The organism is Nocardia pseudovaccinii, assembly GCF_050942345.1.
Classification (GTDB): domain Bacteria; phylum Actinomycetota; class Actinomycetes; order Mycobacteriales; family Mycobacteriaceae; genus Nocardia; species Nocardia pseudovaccinii.
In genome coordinates, this window is the sequence record NZ_CP192074.1 from 4,274,508 (window position 1) to 4,292,518 (window position 18,011).

Below are 18,011 nucleotides of genomic sequence, written 5' to 3' on the forward strand. Positions count from 1 at the left end.
CGCCTACCCACGCCGAGATGCCGCGGCGACCAGCACCGCGTGCAGGGTTTTCGCCGGGATGCCCGCCGCATCACCGCGCTGCACCACATCGGCGAACGCGGCGCCGAGGGCGCGGTTCGCGTCGAATCCGCCCGCGGTGGTGGCGTCCCCGGCCAATTCGGCACGCCAGTGCTGGTAACCGCGCACGACATCGGCGAGTGTGCGGTGGCGTGCCGGTTCCAGACGTAGGTACTCCGCGATCAGGACGCGTTGCGCCTGCCTGCCCGCCAGACCGCCACCGGCGCCATCGAGAGCCCGGCCGAATTCACGTAACGTGGCCGCGTAGATGCCCGGCTCGGCATCGCTTTCCGCCTCCTGCGCGGTCCGCTGGTCGAGAGTGATCGAGCGAGCTGTGCCCCGGGAATCGCGCGGTTCGGAACTCCACCGCACCATGCCCGATTCGGTACCGAGTTCTGCCACCGCGACAATATCCAGGGCGATCACAGGGTAGTCGGTGAGCACCCGGTCCACCGCGGCCACGAACGCCCGCACCGGCGACACCTGCAGGCCGGGTGTATCGAAGCCGGCCACACGCACACCGTGGTTCTCGGCCAACCTCCGCGCCAGCCACCCGACCATGGGATCGGAAACCGATCGCCCAGCGGGACCACGCCGATCACGCTCGCGCTGCGGTTCGTCGGCGGGCTTGTTCGATCGCGGTGGCGAACCGTACCGAGGGCTCGGGGAACTCGGCTGGGCACTCGCAGGCGAGCCGGGTGTCGGGGGCCGTTGCCCGGTCCACGGGGTGTCTCGCCGCCCCACGTCGACGGCTGGCCGTGCTCCGGACGCGGTGACCGGCAACCGGGCCCCATTCCGCGTGGCGGCCGGGGGCAACACCGAGGAGGACGGGGGCGACCCGGGGGAGGGAGCGGGCGAGCCGGGGGACGGAGAGGGTCGGCGACCGGATTGCCCGGCACGGTTGCCGGGTGTGCCACTGTCCTCTCGGCCTGCCCGATTCGACCCCTCGCCCATCCGATCCGAAGAATTCGGGCGGAGCGGACCGTCCTGTGGTCTGGATCGCGCCGTGGCAGCGTCCGGTGAGCGCGGGCCGCCGGGCGCGGATCGTTCGGTGGGCTGCATCCGGTCCGTGAGATAGGGCTGGCCCCCTGCTGCAGGAGCTGTCGCCGCGGGATCGTATGTCACAGGTGAATGCGGGCCGGCGAGCGCTGGCGTGCCACCTGCGCCGTCCGGCCGCTGCGTCGGCTCCGCGATATTCGGGTCCACGTTCGCAGCTGCGGTGCTGACCCGACTGGCAAGGTAGGCGTCCTGTGCCTCGAATTGGCTTGCGGCGTCGATGATTCCGGCAGCCGTGCCGTGCAGGCTTTCCGCTATTGCCAGCACGTTCGCCAGCAATTGTTCGGCGTGTGGCTCGAACTCCTTGGCGAACGCGAGGCCGATATCGTCGTCGCCCCAGCTGCCTTCGGACTGTGCCAGGCAATCCCGCAAGCCTGCATAGGTCTGCCCCACCCGGTCACCGAGTGCGGCCAGCCGCGCTCCTCGATTCCGCAGACTGTCCGGGTCCAACCGCACTGCACTGTTCATGTCCCCACCTCGTCGGTCAGACTCGGCCGCCGCTACGTATCCGGAACCGTCGCTCGAATTCGGTGACGAACACCGACAGCGGCACCGAAGAGGTAGAGCGCTCGACGACGCCATCGTCAGCGACATAGAAAACCGCACGGTCCAAGGCCATTTCGCCGTTCGGCACCGGCGAACGCACCAACCAGCCCACACTGATGCGATCGGCCCGCAACGTCGACAGCGAATATCCGGTGGTGTCGTAGCTCCGCTGACGGATGTGATCCCGGACGAGATCGAGCGCATCCATTTCGCGAATCCCGTCGACATGATCGGCGACCAGATCCGCGAGCATCAGCTGGAACAGTCCACCATCGCTGTCGATCCCGTCGCCATCGCCGACGACGTGCACCATCGCCTCGCGAGTCACCGCACCCGCTTGCGCCGCCAACACCAACAGTTCGGCGGCATCCGGACTTCCAGCCGACCGGTCACCCAGGAGGCTGTCGACGACTCCCGCAGTCGTCGAGACGGTCCATACCGCAGGCAACGCCGGCGCGCACTCCGGTATCGGAGGGGATTCGCCCCGATACCATCGACCGGCCTCCCACCAATAACAAAACGAAAGCACCCCGGTTATCGCACGCGGATTGAGCACCGGGTCCGCCACCCAATCCGGCGCTCCCACAAAGAATTTCGGCATCACGCCACTCCCGTTGTACGCGGCGTCCAAGACCGGCGCATTCCACACCCCGCCCGACAGCACCGCCCGGTCACCGGGCAGCAGCGTCAACGTCGAGCCGCTGTGTCCCGCACTTTCGAAGATGCCCACCGACGGTCCGATCCGCGGCCCCCGCCTCGAGCCGACCGCTACGAAGGCCGCGGCCAGTACAGCCCACCGGGCCCACAACACCGCCAGCTCCGGCAGCTCGCCATCCACGGCTACCGCCCGCAGACCCGCACGCCGGTCCGCCTGCATCCCGTGCGCGGCAGCCTGTGGCGGCCTCGACTGGGGTTCACCGCGCCCGAGGTAAGCCGCCAACCACACCGGCAACCGACCGCGCGGGTAGTGTTCCACGTCAGCCAGATACGCATCCGGTGCGAACAACTGCTCACCGGGGAACGGCTCGTCCAAACCTTGATCGGCAACGATCTCGACACTGTCCGTGTCGATGCGCACGAGCAACCGCCACCACGGCCCGGATTCCGGACCCGCGGACAGCCGCCGATGCCGACGCACCATCTCCCACACCGCATCCGACACCTGGCACCGAATCGACCGGCTGCCATCGTCGACCATCAACAGCGCCGATTCGGCGACCACGGTCAACGCGAACCACGCCTCCAACCGTTGCCACCCGGGTGGGGCAAGCCGACGCAGCCCGTCCGCGATCCGATCTGCCAATGCCGCGAGATCCTCACCCCCGGAACTGGTCACCGCGCACTCCGACGTGTTCGGAACACGGATACGCCAGGACCTGAGACATCGGGGGATCGCCCCACAACGGTTGACCCACGTGACCTCTCTTCGGAATTCCGCCCACGCTTGACGCCATTCGATGTCAACATGTGTGATCATAACGACCAAGTTCATTCACATCAGTTGATGAACTTGATTGCATCACGCCCGGCGTTGTCTGTCAACGGTCGTCAAGCGATAATGGTTCGTGACCATTCCAGTTGACGGAAAGGCGATCGGTGGATGAAACAGCCTCGACGTTGGCGTCGAAATTGACCCATCTGTTCGACGTTGTGCGCAGGCCTGATGGTCGTGAGTTCAGCAACGAGGAGGTCGCCACTGCGGTCGCTCGTGATCAAGGGGTGAAGATGTCGGGCTCGTATGTCTGGTACTTGCGTACCGGTCAGCGAGACAATCCGACGTTTCGGCACTTGAGCGCGCTGGCTCGGTTCTTCGGGGTTCCTCCGGCGTACTTCTTCGATGATGAGACCAGTCGTGAGGTCGATGCCGAGTTGGGTTTGCTGGCTGCCATGCGGGATGCGGGGGTGCGTGATATGGCGTTGCGGGCGGCGGGTCTGTCCGCTGAGAGTTTGGCGGCGGTTACCGACGTGATCAACCGTTTCCGCCGATTGGAACGACTGCCCGCGGGCCCGCCCGGCGACCAGTAGCGCGCGAAGAACTCGACCGACCAAGGACTGCCATGCCCACCCTTCCTCGTGTCGGTGGATCGAGGTGTCAGACCACAATCGGGTTGTCGGGCGCCACATTGCCGACGGACTCGACGGTGGTGAAAACCGGAATCGTGCGCGAGGCCGCCAAGTAGGGGGTGCCCTCGGTATATCCCGTGCCACTGGCACCGCCGAGCATGCGCACTGCAAGTCGATAATGAGTGGTGCGCCAGCGGAGCAGAGCGGCCGAGAAGTTTGCCATCACTTCTGCCAGCCGCGCCAGTTCGGATCCGGCAATGTCGCCCGAGCGGCTCGCACCGGTGTAGGCATCGTCGAGCGTGCATTCCTGACCGGCGAGAACCCTGTCGCGCACCTCAGGCACCGAATCGTATGCGGGCGAGTCGACACGCTCGGTGTCCGGGTGCCGGCACAGCGATTCGACGAGCTTGTAGCTTCGCGACTGGATTGCGCTGGCGCCCTCGGTGAACTGACGAAACGTCCGGAAGGACTCGATCTGCATCGTGGCAAGCATCGAGAACATCGGCGCCGCCTCGCGCAGCGCAGTCGTCGAGTTGCTGATGAAGTAGACCGCTCGGCTCACGTCGCTGACCGTCAGTGCTGCCACGGCACCGCGCAGGTGCATGGCCAGAAGCGTGAAGGTTGTTTCGAAGGTCTGCAGCACCCGAAGAAACAGGTACTCGTCGTGCATGGTGTAGACCGGAAGGATACTCAGCTCGAGCACACGCCGCTCCGCGAAGGACATATCGGCGTGCACGAGTGCGCAGACTTGCTGCGCCCGGTTGACCGGCTCGGCGTCGGTCAACCCGCGGTCCAGTCCCAGGCGCGCTAGCGCTGGCTGGATCGCACGCAATCCGTACCGGATCCGCTTCTCGACCACATGCCGTGGCGGACGCATCGTCGGCAGCAGTGTGGCTCGATCCTGTATCGCGGCTAGTTCGAAGGCTAGAACATCCGCGAGAAGTTGCACCGTCCGCCGATCACACCGAGACCGGGCGAACAGCGCCTGCTCTATCGGGTCATCGATGGAGGGCAGCTCGAGCAGCCGCAGCGCCAAGTAAGTCGGGTAATCATATCGGTTGTCCAGTTTATCCAGCGCACAGTCCAGAAATGCGGCAAGGACTCGTACCGGGGGCCAGGGACCACCGAGCCGGGGCAGTACCGCGCGGGCCTGGTCGAGCAGTTCCAATGTGTCGGCAGGCACGAAGTGCTTGCCGACACTGTGATACCCGCGAAGAACTGCTTCGTAGGGGAATCGCTCAGCGGCCGGTACGCATAGCCACGACATGAGTTCAGCGGTGGACATCAGAGCCTTTCTGTCGATGCAAAAGAAAAATTCAGAACGCACATCGGATGTCGCGCAGGGCTGCGCATAGGGCGGTGATGTCCTCGACATTGCTGTAGTAGTGAAATGACACCCTTACGACGTCGTGACGTGGGCTGACCGCGATGTGATGTCCGGCCAGTTGCCGACCGAGTCCGGCAGGGTCGGCGTCGATAATCCCGATATGTGCGCCACGGAGCTCGAGCGGGACGGCGCGCACACGCTCGCCTTGTGCGCTCAATTGCTCGCGAGCCATTTCGCCCAGGCGCCGCACATGATCGCGAACAAGTGCGAGATCCAGCTCACCGACAAGCTGTAGCCCCGCCACAGCGGCATAGCATGCAGGCACGGCCGGTGTACCGGTTTCGAATCGAGTCGCTGATGCCGGATAGTCCAATTGGAAGGAGTTGAAAGCATACGGGTCGACTCGGCCGAACCAGCCTGTCAAAGTCGGCATGTGGTCGGAATATTCGGGCGCACGGGCGTAGAGGAAAGCGAGGCCGGGCAAGCCGAGTAAATACTTCGAAGTACCCGCAACGAGGAAATCGCAGCCGAGGCTTCCGACGTCCACGGGATCCACACCAACCGCCTGATAGGCATCAACGAAGACTTCAGCACCGGCCGCGTGCGCAGCCTGGACCACTTCGACGACCGGCAGCCGCACGGCGTGCTGATAACTGATCAAAGGCACCGAAACCAAGCGGGTTGTTCGGTCGATGAACGCTGTGAAGCTATCCACGGTGAGACCGGCGTCTACAACCTCGGCGCCGCACTGCCTCTGGGCACGCCAGACATGGGCAATGGACGGAAATTCAGCTGTTGTGGTGACGATGCGAGGGCGAGTTTGCCAGCTCCGCGTAGAGGCGACCTGGAAGGCGCCGATCGATGCGTTGGGAACTACCGCCACTTGGTCGACCCGCGCACCGATCAGTGCCGCAAATCGACTTCGTGCCACACTGATCTGGTTCTCGAATGCCTCCCAAGCCGGGCCGGCACGATTCATGTCCTCCAGCATCCGACCCACGGCACCGTCGAGCTCCACCGAACGAGCCGCAAGGCTGCACGTAGCCAGATGTACTGCGCGTTGCAACATCGGAAAATGAGATCGGAATGCCTCAGGAGACGTCGGCCGACTACTCATCTCCGAACTTCCCGGATAGGTTCGGCATCCGCTTGCGCCATCGGCCCGGTATCCGTAAGGAATCTTCTGATTTCCCACAGTTCAGGAAAGAACCTGTGCGACATCAGTTTGGTCAGCATTGCGACTGGCGTGCCCTGTGTGCCGGTGGCATGGTGTCCGATCAACCGAGCGGTGATCTTGAAGTGCCGCACCCGCCACAAAGAAACCCGCTCGTCCCATTCGATCAGGGACTCGGCGAGGCGGTGGATTTCGGATTGCTGCTCGGCCCGATATACTTCGGCAAGGTCGACGCCCCAATTCTGCACGAGTGCTCTGAACGATTTACCGATAGTCCGGCTGTCCCGCCGCACCGAAAGCCAGCCCGGAGAGTCGGATCCCGAACCGTGGCCGAGAACGGTACGGATCGTTTGGAAGTCCCAAGGTGACAGATGGCGCATCATCTCCAACTGGTCGGTGATGAGCCCCATTGCCAAAGATGCTCTGGTCAACAATGCGATTGCACTGTTCAGATCGGCATCGTCGATATGGTCGGCTGCCTTGCGTAACTCGGCGCAGGCCAGCTTGAGCCACAACTCGGTCGACTGATGGACGATTTGGAATAGTAACTCGTCACGGTGCACCATTTCGTCCGAGCGACGCTGCAGATTCAGAAGTCGATCGGTACGCATGTAACGGGCATAGTCGTTGTCGCCCTCGCCACTCAATATCTGCTGGGAGTAATCCTTCATTGCAACACCTCGATGCGACACACTGCGCCGATGCGTCGCCTACTTCGAATAGTGTGCACAACTCGAAGATATAGCTTGGATACGATCGGATTCACGCCATACGTCTGAAAGGGGTTGAAATTCATGTCATCCTTCTTGCATCGGAGCCGATTATCGCGTAATTCGATACCCGGTCTTCCTGCTGCGGGTAAATTCACTATCAGAGCCAATAGAACCGGCGGTGTTCGTAAGCGGCCGACACGGTTCGGTGGTCCGGTGAAGGCGGGATCGCCGAGTATCACAGGCAAAGGACCGGAGGAGTTCTCGACGGGTCCTCGACGCGCTGGTGCGACTCCAGTTCTAACGCGGGCAACTCATCGGGATCGACCCGCAAGGGTCGACCCACATGATCTCCTTAGGACCTCCCGCCCGCATGTGATGCCAGCCGTAAGTACTTCGACCGACACCGGCGATATCGCACCGCGGTCGGCCACCACCTGCCGCGGTGCCGGCCTGTGTTGTGTTCGGTGGACAGCCAGGCCGTGGCCTCCTCGCGCCGGTGTCGAGTGATGTTGCGGTGAACCGAGGACCCGCCGACGATCGGCCTCCGGTGTGGCTCCTGCCCACTGCCGGTCCTCTCGCCATGAGTTGACGCATCCGCCAGCATGTCAACGTGTGTGACTATGATGACCAAATTCTCTTCACATCAGTTGATGGACCTGATTATTGCCACGCGTGGCATGTCTTGTCAACGGTCGTCAAGGGATAATGGTTCGTGACCATTCCAGTTGACGGAAAGGCGATCGGTGGATGAAACAGCCTCGACGTTGGCGTCGAAATTGACCCATCTGTTCGACGTTGTGCGCAGGCCTGATGGTCGTGAGTTCAGCAACGAGGAGGTCGCCACTGCGGTCGCTCGTGATCAAGGGGTGAAGATGTCGGGCTCGTATGTCTGGTACTTGCGTACCGGTCAGCGAGACAATCCGACGTTTCGGCACTTGAGCGCGCTGGCTCGGTTCTTCGGGGTTCCTCCGGCGTACTTCTTCGATGATGAGACCAGTCGTGAGGTCGATGCCGAGTTGGGTTTGCTGGCTGCCATGCGGGATGCGGGGGTGCGTGATATGGCGTTGCGGGCGGCGGGTCTGTCCGCTGAGAGTTTGGCGGCGGTTACCGACGTGATCAACCGTTTCCGCCGATTGGAACGACTGCCCGCGGGCCCGCCCGGCGACCAGTAGCGCGCGAAGAACTCGACCGACCAAGGACTGCCATGCGAACCACTGATTTGCGGAAGCGCTGCGAACGGCGAATCGACACGCTCTGGCTACCGGCTCGTTTCGGTATCAGCGAAGTGTGCGAGCGTCTGGAGAGTCATTTGGGCAGACGGATCGAACTGATCCCGATGGCTTTGCCGCCAGCGAGTCCACTCGGCTTGCTGATCACCGACGAACGCGGTCATTCCGTCATCTACGAGGAGTCCGCTAGTCCGATTCACCGCCAGCAGATCATCTTCCACGAACTCGCACATCTACTGCTCGGTCACACGGGTCAGCCGATCGGCGATGACCGACGGCACTGCCTGTTCGTACACATCGCCGATCGGATCGAGGGACAGGTTCTCGCCAGATCATGCGGATCGACCGAGCAGGAGGCCGAGGCGGAGATGACGGCGACGTTGCTCCTTCAGCGCGCACACCGCTCGAGCCAGCCGGTCACCGTCGCCGCCGATCCGGCGATCGCCGACATAGTCCACCGCTTGGACAACTCACTGTGACCTCCGAACCGATTCTCCCCATCTTGCTCACGGCGTTCGCTTGCCTCACTGTCCTGGCCATCAAGGCTCGCGACATCACGCGAGATCCGGACAACGGGATGCACCGTGCGAGTGCGCTGTTCGCCGGCGCGATCCTCGCGACCATGGCGCTCTGGCTCGAGTCCGATGCCGTCGACCGCGACACACATGTTCCGAAAATCGGCATATTGCTGAGTGATGTCACGGCGATGCTCGCGGTGTGCGCGAGCCAGGTGTGGTTCGTGTACCTCACGACACGGGCCGAGATCGCTCGCCGCAGGGCGCGGCTGTGCTACGCGGGGTTCGTTGTCGTCGTCGCCGCTGTTGTCTCGCTGTTCGCCATGTCCTCGTCGGCGTCTCCGGACGGTGCACGGTATCGGTATCTGTTCATCTGCTACGTCGGTGTCAGCGCAGTCGCGGCGGTAGTGTTCGGGTTCCGCTACGCCGTGCTGACTGCGAAGCCGTGGTTACGCAGGGGATTCCGCGCCATCGCGATAGGCGGCATCGTCGTGATCGCGCGTCTGGCCTTCCTCGGCTACACACTCGTCGTAGTCGATCTCGGCCACACACCCCAGCCGATGTATACCGTGGTCGATGGGCTGCTCACGGTGACCGGATTGCTCATCGTCATCGCGGGCATGGCGCTTCCCCCAGGTGGTGAGGCTCTCGAATCGCTGCTCCACGCTTACCGATGCCACCGAACCGAACGACAACTCGGTGAGCTGAGCCGGCACCTGGCATCCGCGACCGGCGCGGCGAACACTGTGGCCCTCCCTGTCGGCCGCGAATGGAATCCTTTGCGGGACGCCGAATTCCGGCTCTGTCGCCGGGTCATCGACATTCGGGATGCGCAACTGGCGTTGCGCGGGTATGCCGATCCGCAGGTGCGGAGACTGGCCGTTGAACGGTCCGATGCGCTCGGCCTGCCGGACCAGGAGCGCGGCCCAATGATCGAGGCGGCCGTCATCGCGGCCGCGATCCAGGCGAAGCAGGCAGGCATACCGCCTCGGCACAACACGACGATGACCCTGTCTGCTGAACACGCCGGCGCTGACACGCTGCTCGACGAAGCCAGATGGCTCGGACGTGTCGGCCGCGCCTTGCGATCTTCCGAGATGACGTCAAGTTGAGGCCGTAGTGAGCACGCCCGACCACGACATCGAACGAGACTTGATCCGTGGGCGGCATCGTCGTGTATAACACCCGCCGAGACCAGCAGCCGATCGCGGCGGGTCGCACGAATTCCCGAACCGTGGGTATTCGAGACGGCCTTGGAATCGCAGCGGGATTCGCCTACTTGAAGCCGGAATAGCGTCTCTTTGTCAGCAATACGTGTCAGTACGCTGCGCGGTGCCGCAGGAAGCAAGGGACAGTGAAGGGACTGGTGGTTCGTCTGACGAGGGCACAGCAGCAGGACGCCACCCGCAGATAGGTGTTGGCCGCGGCCAAGCGTCCTTTACGCGCTGCCGACAGCTGTGTCGATTTCTACTGCGCGCCTGACCTGGGCGCTGACGTCTTGCCGCAGTCATTCTCGGAGCGTGTTGGGCGCTTCATCGAGCGGCGAGAGGGAGATCGCGTCGACAAGGGTGATTCGGATGCTGCTGTTGGTGTCTTTCGAGAAGAAGTCGCCGCGCCTGTCTGTGGGACTGCTGGATCGGGGTTTTCGAGAAGTCGCTTCGGATGCATGCCGTCGACAGCGCCCATGAACGGCGGGTGGATGCTGTAGCCGAGCATGCGGCGGATGTCCTCGGACACCGTTCGTGCGGTTTCTCGGCTGGTCGACAGCGTGTACGCCTCCTGAGGGCGCAGCCACGGCTCGCAATACTGTGCGGTCACGGCGAGCCGAGGAGCGGCGGTCTGGTTCGCGCCGCCGCCGTGCCAGAGGGTTCCGAGATAGAACACGCACGAGCCCGCAGGCATCCGCGTGCTGACCCGGGCGTCGGATTCGGTCGGCTGCCGTGAATCCCATCGGTGGCTGCCGGGCAGAATCACCGTGCCGCCGTTGCGATCTGCGAACGGGTCTATGGCCCACATCGTCGCGGCGCTCAGCGGCGGGCGGGGCCTGGGTATCGGATAGAAGCCGTCGTCGTGGTGCAGGAGCTGGGCCTGCTCACCGGGGAGGATGTTGATCACCTGCAACTGGGAGAGCAGGTAGTTCGGCAGGAACAGCCGGTCGAGCAGGGCAAGCACGCGCGGATGGTCGAGCAGCCGGTCGTAGGCGCGGGTCTTCTCGAGCAGGCTGTACACCCGCTGGGTTTGTTTGCCCTCGAACGTATTTCGTCCGGGCGGGCCGAGCAGAGCCGTGCTCGCCGCGCGTATGCGTTCGCATTCCGCGGGTGTGATCAGGTCCGGCAAAATGACGTACCCGTCGCGGTCGAGGGCGCGCATATCCGCATCGACCACCGCCGGGTCGATCGTCGCTCCCGCGCTGGCCGTGGCCCGGTGGCGGCCGGCCAGGTCGACACGTAGGTCGTCGAGTTCGGTGATGACATCGTTCACGCGGGGCGTCTGTCCCGGGTCCATGACTGACTCCTCGCTGGATTGGCGGCCGGTCACGCCTCGGACGGCGAATCAGCCACCTTGCGAAGCGAGATTCGATAGAGCACAAGGTGTTCCCGGTCGAACTGCCGGATGGACGCCTCCAGATAACGTTCGTATGCCTCGGTGATACGGGCGCCGACGAGCCGTTGCGCGTCGGTGCGGTGTGACCGGAGCCTGCGCAACCACTCCGCACACGTGGTCGAGTAGTCGTGACGATCGTTGACCACCGAACCGATTTCGAAAAGTTTCTCCGCGGCATGGGCGAGTTCGGACAGTCGCGGTGGATCCGATTCCGGAAATATCTCGTTCGCCAGGAACCGCACATCGTTGAGCGCGTTGTGGTCCAGCGGCCGGTTGCCCTTGCCGATCGTCTGGATGACCAGTCCGCCGCCCGGGCGGAGCATACGGGAGCAGTGCGTGAAGAACTCTCGATAGGCTGCGGTGCGGTCGCGCCGGGACAGTCCGAATTTCACGAAGTGTTCGAGTGCGCCGACGCAGAATATGACGTCATAAGTACGGTCCGGACGATGTGTGTTCCAGTGTTCGAGCCGGACATCGATCCGATCTGTGGAATGCGTTCGGACGTAGTCGTATTGGTCTCGGCTGAGAGTGAGGCCGGTGACGCGGGCCTGCCAGTTCCGGTCGGCTACCCGCCGCATCAGGCTGCCCCAGCCGCACCCGATGTCGAGCACACGCTGCGCGCCGGCGATGTCGGCTCGCTCGATCAGATAGTCGAGCTTGCGCTGCTGGGCGTGGTCGAGATCGTCGCCCTCGGACCATAATGCGCACGAGTAGGTCAGGCTGCTGTCGAGCCACAGCCGATAGAACTCGGTTCCGATGTCATAGTGATGGCGGACCGCATCCGGTGACGCGCCTTGGTATTCACTGATTTTTGATACCATCATCGAGCCCTGTCGTTCCGAATCCTCCGGCGAAGTCGAGTCGGATAGACCGCTCGACCTCTGGTATGGCCCGTAGGCCACGACGATGTCGGGAACCTCCCCGCTAGTGGCCGATCAAAATTTGCCAATGATCTTCTCGGCGAACGTGTTCTACCGTAGCCAATTGACGCCAGGTCCGGCAAGCATCCTGAGTCGATTTGACATGGCATGCACCGGAGTGGATTTCACCATGTCGGCCAGGGTGAGGGTGCGGGTGGGTGCATGATCACCGCCAGGAGACGGCGGATTTCGGCGACTGTGATCCGGCCCAGCCCGCATGGGCTTTCGGGTCGGTGACGGCGAGGAAGGCGTGGGCGAGCACGACCAGGATGATGTGGATCGCCCGGTTGAGGCGGCGGTCGCCGCCACGACTGAGCTGGTGACGCTCCATGTTGCCCGATGATGCTGGGATCGGGCGTGTTCCAGCGATTTTGGCCAGTGCGGCCTCGGTCTTGATCCGGCCGGGGTGCGACCAGACCGTCAAGATGACCGCGGCGACGACCGCGCCGACACCGGGCAGCGCGAGTAGTTCCGGTGCGTGCTCGCCGAGAAGCGCATCGAGCCGTTGACGATTGTCTTCGAGCTGATGGTCGAGGTCACCGATGCGGCGGGCCTGTCGGATCGCTTCGGTTCTCGCGGTGGCGATTCCGAGTGGTTCGTTGCGGCTGCGCCAGCTGGCGATGGTCGCGATCTGCGCCGCGGTGAGCGGGCGGCGCTGGTGGTCAGGAACCTCGATTCATCGGTGACCCGCCCCGAGGGGCATTCGATGATCACGTAACTGTGTGTGGCGGCGTGGGTATCGACACCGACGGCGAATCGGTTGTGATCTGCCACGATGGACAATGCGATGTCTCCTGTCGATGAGCGGACGTCGTATCCGGCGTCGGCGCGGGTGGAAATCACTACGAGGCAAACCTGTAAGGAGCCACAACCGATTTCGGTCGAGCAGGCTTCTGATCAGGCCATCGTGATGGGCAGGGGCGATTCCGGCCTCCGGACCGAACGGACAACTCCCGGCAATGACACCCCGAACGGGGTGCCTGGCGAATGATGATCCACGCGTAACGGAGACAAGGCAGGACGAGACATCTGCCGCAGCGGCCCGACAGTGGGGATTGCCAAGATTCCGGCCAGGCGGTGGCGGGTGTAGGGCCAGACCGCGATGAGCACGGTGATGATCAGGCCGTGCGCCTGGTAGATCACGGGGCGTGCTGCATGACTTCGGGGTCGGCGTGCGGGGTGGCCACCGAGCGCGCCAAGGGGAAAGGAGTTCGGCGGAAATCTCACTGACCGCAAGCTGTCTCGGGTTCCGACGATGGCCGATTTCGGGGGTGGCCATGTCAATCTGTGAGTGCGGCGAACTGAGAAGCTGGCCCGGTTCGAGGGCTTGGATGATTTACCAGAAAGGCTGGTCAGCGGCGACCTTGCAGATACGGCATATCAAAAGTCCACCGCGACAACCATTCCCCGCAGCCATGTCTCCGGGACGTTCGACCAGCGAAGCTCGGGTAACGAAGAGTATCGTTCGGGCGGGCGGATCCCCTTTGCGGATCATGGCCTCCGACATTGCGTTACGGACAATATATCGACGGACTACGTAACTATTTCGCCAGAAAGCAAGAACGCGAGCAACTTCTGGGTACTCCCGACACAAGCCGGGCTGGACCCGGAGGCACGATAAATTAAGAAGTACGACCATGCGTAGAGCAACGGCGCTCTTCGCCGCATTACTGTTGGCAATCATCCTTTCCTTCACAAGCGAGATGGGGCCGAAGGCTCACGCCGACAACTGTATTGGCGACTGGGCCATCGGTATCGGCGGCCTCGGCGACAACACATCGTCGGTGTTCATCCCCTTTGTGGATCAACCTGTCGGCTACAATTCGCTCGACCCGATGTCGGGACTGAACGAACTCGACCGCTTGTTCTGGCTGCATCGCAGCGAATGTCCGTACGACCACGTCAGGCTGATCGGGCACAGCGAGGGCGCGGGCATAGTCCACGCCTGGGTCACCGCCCACCAGGACGTCGGCAATGCCAACGCTATTCTCCTGTCGGATCCCAAGCGAGCCCCCGGCCCTGGTTGGGGTGGCCTGTCGTCGACTCCCGGGAGTGGGATCGTCGGTTATCCGCTGGCCGGTGTCGACGACTGGTTCGGCGACTTCCCGGTGCTGACGGTGTGCAACCACGACGACCAGATCTGCGACACCTCGGCAGGATGGTGGGGCTATCTGTTCGGGGGTGCGCATGGTCGCTACGATTTCAACGTGTGGGACTACGGTGATTGGGATTCCGGTGTCTGGTATCGGTAGCCGGTGATTCGTGGGGATCAGTAGCCTTGCGGCACTGGTCCCCATTGGCTGAACCCATGCCCCATCGATGTGCATACTGCCGCACCTTGATAGGTGATTTGGCAATTCGCTCCGGCATATGTGATCGAATACTGTGGGTCGTGGTAATTCGCGGGTGTGACACGCGGCAGCGGCGGATTTCCGCCTGGCACGGTGTGACTGCCGTTGGAGTTCCACTGAGGATGTGCCGGCCACATGGTCGAGTCGATAATGACGGCTGGCACATTCGGCATCGGCACCTGCATTCCGGCGTACAGCACATTCATGGACGGAGCCGGGACGGCGAGGTCGCAGCCCACTGTGCCGTCCGCACCGATCGAGCAGTTCCAACTGCCCATAGCGAAATACGCTGTGTCACCGACCAGTAACGGGCCGGGTTCATCATCGGCGTGCGCGGTGCTCATCCCGACCAGACACGCGAGTGTACCGAGAATTCCTCCGCAAACCCTTGCGGCGGTGATGTTTCCGGCCCTTGACACGATATCTCCCTCCATGCGTAGCGAGTATGAGATCTATCCGACGATACAGAAAAAGTATCACCAAACAAAGCAATGTCACGAGGGTCTGTCAAGGGGGCTTCCACGGTAATCGCCGCGCTGCTCACGCTCATCGGCATATGGTGGCTTGCGTTCCAGCCGGATGCCCCTGTCGGACAAGTGATCAGGAGCAGTCAGCCGACTGCGCGCCCGGCCGAATTGCGGGATGTTCCGAGGCTACCGGTAACGCCGGACCGCTTCACGATCGCTGAACACCGTTGACGGTCAACGGTTTTCGGTGGCGGGTCGGCGCGCTGTGCCGTGTCGGCGTCCTTGGCGGTGAGACGATCGTCGTGGACGGCCCTGCGCAGGTCACCCCGGCTGGCGGTTTTGGTGCGCAAAGTCGGCGTCCTGAACGTCGGCGCCGCGGCAGGCTCGGCTGCCGGTCCGCCCGGATGCGCCTCCGACACCGGTGCCTGGATGCCGTCACCGGCACCGGCACCCGATTCGGTCCGGCGCTGGATACGGCCCACCCGGTCACGGGTGCCAGCCGCCGCCGTACCCGTGCCGACCGGTGGCAGCAAGACAGGGCTGATCGTCGCTGGCGTCGTCATGCTGGTGGTGCTTTGCATCGGCGTGGTGGTCGTCCTGCTACGACCATTGGAAACACGCCGATACCACCACCGTCGGGACGGGGCTGGCTTCGGGAGCGGTCATGGGAGTCGGTGCCAGGGGTGTTGGCACTCCGAAATCGCCGATAGCCTCATTGCCAAACCGGCCTATGTGGTGTGTGTGCAGGACGGCAACGTCTCGGTGCAGGTCAAGGTCGACCTGATAAGGGTGGGCCTGTGGCGAGCTGGGACGAACTCGATTCGATCGCCCGATCGCAAGTCCGCAGGGCGCTCGACCCGGCCGAAAAAGCAGACGCTGCCCGGCGAGGGCGATGCTGCAGCTGAGCATCCTTTCCAGGGGTCAACCGCTGCGAATACGGACGCGCCTATGCTCGCAGCATGACGCGTGACGCTCGGGATTCGGGTGTTTCGCTGGCCGCGCTGCTGGCCGCGTTCTCGTTTGCGATGGATCTCGGCCTTGGCCAGCCGATGGCGCATGTGCTGCGGTCGTGGCGGCTGGCTTCGCGGCTCGGCGAGCGGGTCGGGTTGAGCGCCGAGGAGCGGTCCGACCTGTACTACACCGCGGTTTTGGCGTGGACCGGTTGTGTGGCCGACGCACCCGAGGTGGCCGCGTGGTTCGGCGATGACATCGCTTTTCGCGCGGACAGTTACAGAATGGATTTGCGCGGTGCGAGCGGGGCGGTCTTCTTCCTGTCGCACGCGGGGTCCTCGGGACCGTTCGCGCAGCGGGTGCGCAAGACGGTGACTATCGCGGCGAAGGGCGGCCGCGATATCGAGCGGGGGTTGATGTCGCACTGCCTCACCACGTCGACGATGGCGGAACGGCTCGGGCTGGGCCCGGCTGTCGGAGACTCGCTGCGGCAGTTCTTCGCGAGATGGGACGGCAAGGGCGTGCCGGGTGGTGTCGCCGGGGAGCGAATCGGGCTCGGTATGCGGCTGTTCCATCTCGCCGACGTCGTCGAGGTGCTGCACCGTAGTGCTGGAATCGATGCCGCGATCGAGGTCGCCCGTTCGCGCCGCGGGACGCAGTTCGATCCGGCCGTGGTGGACGCGTTCTGTGCCTCGGCCCGCGACCTGCTGGCGGATGCGGAAGTCGAGCCGGACTATGGCGAGCTCATTGCCGCCGATCCGGCGCTGCGGCGGAATCTCACCGGCGCGGAACTGGATTCGGCACTCGAGGTGATCGCCGACTTCACCGATCTGCGCTCGCCCTATCGAGCAGGGCATTCACGTGGTGTAGCCGATCTCGCCGGTCGGGCTGCGGCCGTCGCCGGGTTCCCCGAAGCAGATACCACCTTGGTACGTCGCGCGGCGTTGTTGCACGACATCGGACTACACGGTGTTCCGGCCACCATTCTGGACAAGCCGGGAGCGCTGAGCGTGACCGAGCTCGAGCGGCTTCGGATGAACTCGTACTACACCGAGCGGGTGCTGGCCCGCCCCGCCGCGCTGTCTCGCATCGGGGCTATCGCGGCCCTGGCGTACGAGCGCCTCGACGGCTCCGGTGCCCATCGCGGGCTGACCGGACTGTCGATCCCGGTGTCGGCGCGCGTGCTGGCGGCGGCCGATACGTATCGGGCCATGACCGAGCCGCGGCCGTATCGAGATGCCCTGCCACCCAAGCAGATTCTGGCCGAACTGCGTGGCGAGGTGCGCCGCGGTCGACTCGACGCGGCGGCGGTCGACGCCGTCCTCGGGGCAGCGGGACAGCCGCGCCATCGCCACCGTCGCGGCCCGGACGGTCTGACACCGCGCGAGCTCGAGGTCCTCGTGCTGATCGCGCGGGGCGCCTCGACCCGGCACGTCGCACGCACTTTGGGCATCACCCCGAAAACGGCGGGCACCCACATCGAACGCATCTACGTCAAGACCGGATCGTCAACCCGAGCGACCGCCACTCTCTACGCGGTTCAGCACGGCTTGCTGGACACACTGGCCACCGATTCGTAGGGAGAACACCCGACGACACGCGCAGCCGTCGCGCCTAGCGTTCGTTTCATGATCCGTTCCGTCGTCCGGCGGCAGTGCATGAAGTGAGGTTTCGCGATGTCGAAAGCCGTGATCAGCTCGACCACGGGTCTGGAGGACCCGGAGAAGGGTCTTCGTCGTGTTCCTGGTGGCCGTCTGCGCCGCCGAGACGGGGCGCGAGGCCCTGATGTTCCTGACGAAGGAAGCCCTCCGGCGCGCTAGCAGGCACCGCCCTCGGCGTCGCCTGCGACGGTTGTCCGCCGCTTACTGCGCCGTGCAAGCGCTAGGAGGCGGCTGGTGGGCGCTACTTCGTCTGCCCTATCTGCTTCAACGCCGAGCAACGCCGAACTGCGGCGCGCCATCCCGACGCGGCCGTGGATCGGCGACGTCCCGGCCACCACATTCAGCTACTCAGGCGCGCGGCGCCGGAGGTGAGTAC

15 protein-coding genes and 2 pseudogenes are annotated in these 18,011 nt (G+C 64.0%); 8 read left to right on the forward strand and 9 right to left on the reverse strand.

The genetic code is table 11. The annotated features are described in order from the left end of the window. Window positions 1-3: 3 nt before the first annotated feature. Both ACQPZ2_RS19200 and ACQPZ2_RS19205 read right to left on the reverse strand, forming a co-directional pair. Window positions 4-1,581 carry a hypothetical protein gene (locus ACQPZ2_RS19200; protein WP_433526786.1) on the reverse strand — a complete coding sequence of 526 codons (1,578 nt, stop codon included), beginning with the start codon at window positions 1,579-1,581 and terminating at the stop codon, window positions 4-6. Between the two features lie 16 nt (window positions 1,582-1,597). Continuing rightward, complete coding sequence (locus ACQPZ2_RS19205; RefSeq protein ID WP_433526787.1) at window positions 1,598-2,995, reverse strand: hypothetical protein; 1,398 nt, start codon at window positions 2,993-2,995, stop codon at window positions 1,598-1,600. Between the two features lie 260 nt (window positions 2,996-3,255). On the opposite strand from ACQPZ2_RS19205, the gene ACQPZ2_RS19210 reads away from it, so the two are divergent. Next, a complete protein-coding gene (locus tag ACQPZ2_RS19210; RefSeq protein ID WP_433526788.1) occupies window positions 3,256-3,684 on the forward strand; it encodes a helix-turn-helix domain-containing protein in 429 nt (142 codons plus the stop codon). A gap of 67 nt (window positions 3,685-3,751) precedes the next feature. On the opposite strand, the gene ACQPZ2_RS19215 is transcribed toward ACQPZ2_RS19210, so the two are convergent. The 3 genes from ACQPZ2_RS19215 to ACQPZ2_RS19225 form a co-directional block, all read right to left on the reverse strand. Then, window positions 3,752-4,507, reverse strand: coding sequence for a hypothetical protein (locus ACQPZ2_RS19215; RefSeq protein ID WP_433526789.1), 756 nt, complete (start codon window positions 4,505-4,507; stop codon window positions 3,752-3,754). Between the two features lie 532 nt (window positions 4,508-5,039). Beyond that, window positions 5,040-6,041, reverse strand: a complete 1,002-nt coding sequence (locus ACQPZ2_RS19220) for an aminotransferase class V-fold PLP-dependent enzyme (RefSeq protein WP_433526790.1) — start codon at window positions 6,039-6,041, stop codon at window positions 5,040-5,042. Between the two features lie 122 nt (window positions 6,042-6,163). Continuing rightward, a complete protein-coding gene (locus tag ACQPZ2_RS19225; RefSeq protein ID WP_433526791.1) occupies window positions 6,164-6,895 on the reverse strand; it encodes a tryptophan 2,3-dioxygenase family protein in 732 nt (243 codons plus the stop codon). A gap of 785 nt (window positions 6,896-7,680) precedes the next feature. Between ACQPZ2_RS19225 and ACQPZ2_RS19230 the strand changes: the two genes are divergently transcribed. The 3 genes from ACQPZ2_RS19230 to ACQPZ2_RS19240 all read left to right on the forward strand — a co-directional run bounded on the left by ACQPZ2_RS19230 (window position 7,681) and on the right by ACQPZ2_RS19240 (window position 9,793). Beyond that, window positions 7,681-8,109, forward strand: a complete 429-nt coding sequence (locus ACQPZ2_RS19230; RefSeq protein ID WP_433526788.1) for a helix-turn-helix domain-containing protein — start codon at window positions 7,681-7,683, stop codon at window positions 8,107-8,109. Window positions 8,110-8,273: 164 nt separating this feature from the next. After that, complete coding sequence (locus tag ACQPZ2_RS19235) at window positions 8,274-8,645, forward strand: hypothetical protein (protein ID WP_433526792.1); 372 nt, start codon at window positions 8,274-8,276, stop codon at window positions 8,643-8,645. A gap of 23 nt (window positions 8,646-8,668) precedes the next feature. Beyond that, window positions 8,669-9,793, forward strand: coding sequence for an MAB_1171c family putative transporter (locus ACQPZ2_RS19240; protein ID WP_433526793.1), 1,125 nt, complete (start codon window positions 8,669-8,671; stop codon window positions 9,791-9,793). 523 nt (window positions 9,794-10,316) lie between these two features. Here ACQPZ2_RS19240 and ACQPZ2_RS19245 read toward each other — a convergent pair. The 3 genes and pseudogenes from ACQPZ2_RS19245 to ACQPZ2_RS19255 form a co-directional block, all read right to left on the reverse strand. Continuing rightward, a pseudogene (locus ACQPZ2_RS19245) lies at window positions 10,317-11,186 on the reverse strand (phytanoyl-CoA dioxygenase family protein); the annotation flags it as partial. A gap of 29 nt (window positions 11,187-11,215) precedes the next feature. Next, window positions 11,216-12,109, reverse strand: coding sequence for a class I SAM-dependent methyltransferase (locus tag ACQPZ2_RS19250; protein ID WP_433521608.1), 894 nt, complete (start codon window positions 12,107-12,109; stop codon window positions 11,216-11,218). A gap of 262 nt (window positions 12,110-12,371) precedes the next feature. Next, window positions 12,372-12,791, reverse strand: coding sequence for a transposase (locus ACQPZ2_RS19255; protein ID WP_433527469.1), 420 nt, complete (start codon window positions 12,789-12,791; stop codon window positions 12,372-12,374). On the opposite strand from ACQPZ2_RS19255, the gene ACQPZ2_RS19260 reads away from it, so the two are divergent. Beyond that, window positions 12,684-12,923, forward strand: a complete 240-nt coding sequence (locus ACQPZ2_RS19260; RefSeq protein ID WP_433526794.1) for a hypothetical protein — start codon at window positions 12,684-12,686, stop codon at window positions 12,921-12,923. The two genes, ACQPZ2_RS19255 and ACQPZ2_RS19260, sit on opposite strands and share 108 nt — an antisense overlap. Before the next feature lie 919 nt (window positions 12,924-13,842). Further along, window positions 13,843-14,457 (forward strand): hypothetical protein, encoded by a 615-nt coding sequence (locus ACQPZ2_RS19265; protein WP_433526795.1) that lies wholly within the window; start codon window positions 13,843-13,845, stop codon window positions 14,455-14,457. Between the two features lie 709 nt (window positions 14,458-15,166). On the opposite strand, the gene ACQPZ2_RS19270 is transcribed toward ACQPZ2_RS19265, so the two are convergent. Next, window positions 15,167-15,586: a hypothetical protein gene (locus ACQPZ2_RS19270; RefSeq protein ID WP_433526796.1), complete on the reverse strand. Its 420-nt coding sequence runs from the start codon at window positions 15,584-15,586 to the stop codon at window positions 15,167-15,169. A 396-nt stretch (window positions 15,587-15,982) separates the two neighbouring features. Here ACQPZ2_RS19270 and ACQPZ2_RS19275 point away from each other — a divergent pair, with 396 nt between their 5' ends. Together ACQPZ2_RS19275 and ACQPZ2_RS19280 are read left to right on the forward strand one after the other, a co-directional pair. Next, window positions 15,983-17,554 carry an HD domain-containing phosphohydrolase gene (locus ACQPZ2_RS19275; RefSeq protein ID WP_433526797.1) on the forward strand — a complete coding sequence of 524 codons (1,572 nt, stop codon included), beginning with the start codon at window positions 15,983-15,985 and terminating at the stop codon, window positions 17,552-17,554. Between the two features lie 96 nt (window positions 17,555-17,650). Then, window positions 17,651-18,007: pseudogene (locus ACQPZ2_RS19280) on the forward strand (peroxiredoxin). Window positions 18,008-18,011: the final 4 nt, after the last annotated feature.

What these genes read in the sequence shown, in the direction of transcription:
- ACQPZ2_RS19200 (WP_433526786.1), bottom strand. Translation starts at nt 1,581, where the DNA reads ATGAACAGTGCAGTGCGGTTGGACCCGGACAGTCTGCGGAATCGAGGA.
- ACQPZ2_RS19220 (WP_433526790.1), bottom strand. Translation starts at nt 6,041, where the DNA reads ATGCTGGAGGACATGAATCGTGCCGGCCCGGCTTGGGAGGCATTCGAG.
- ACQPZ2_RS19225 (WP_433526791.1), bottom strand. Translation starts at nt 6,895, where the DNA reads ATGAAGGATTACTCCCAGCAGATATTGAGTGGCGAGGGCGACAACGAC.
- ACQPZ2_RS19235 (WP_433526792.1), top strand. Translation starts at nt 8,274, where the DNA reads ATGGCTTTGCCGCCAGCGAGTCCACTCGGCTTGCTGATCACCGACGAA.
- ACQPZ2_RS19250 (WP_433521608.1), bottom strand. Translation starts at nt 12,109, where the DNA reads ATGATGGTATCAAAAATCAGTGAATACCAAGGCGCGTCACCGGATGCG.
- ACQPZ2_RS19265 (WP_433526795.1), top strand. Translation starts at nt 13,843, where the DNA reads ATGCGTAGAGCAACGGCGCTCTTCGCCGCATTACTGTTGGCAATCATC.
- ACQPZ2_RS19270 (WP_433526796.1), bottom strand. Translation starts at nt 15,586, where the DNA reads ATGACGACGCCAGCGACGATCAGCCCTGTCTTGCTGCCACCGGTCGGC.
- ACQPZ2_RS19275 (WP_433526797.1), top strand. Translation starts at nt 15,983, where the DNA reads ATGACGCGTGACGCTCGGGATTCGGGTGTTTCGCTGGCCGCGCTGCTG.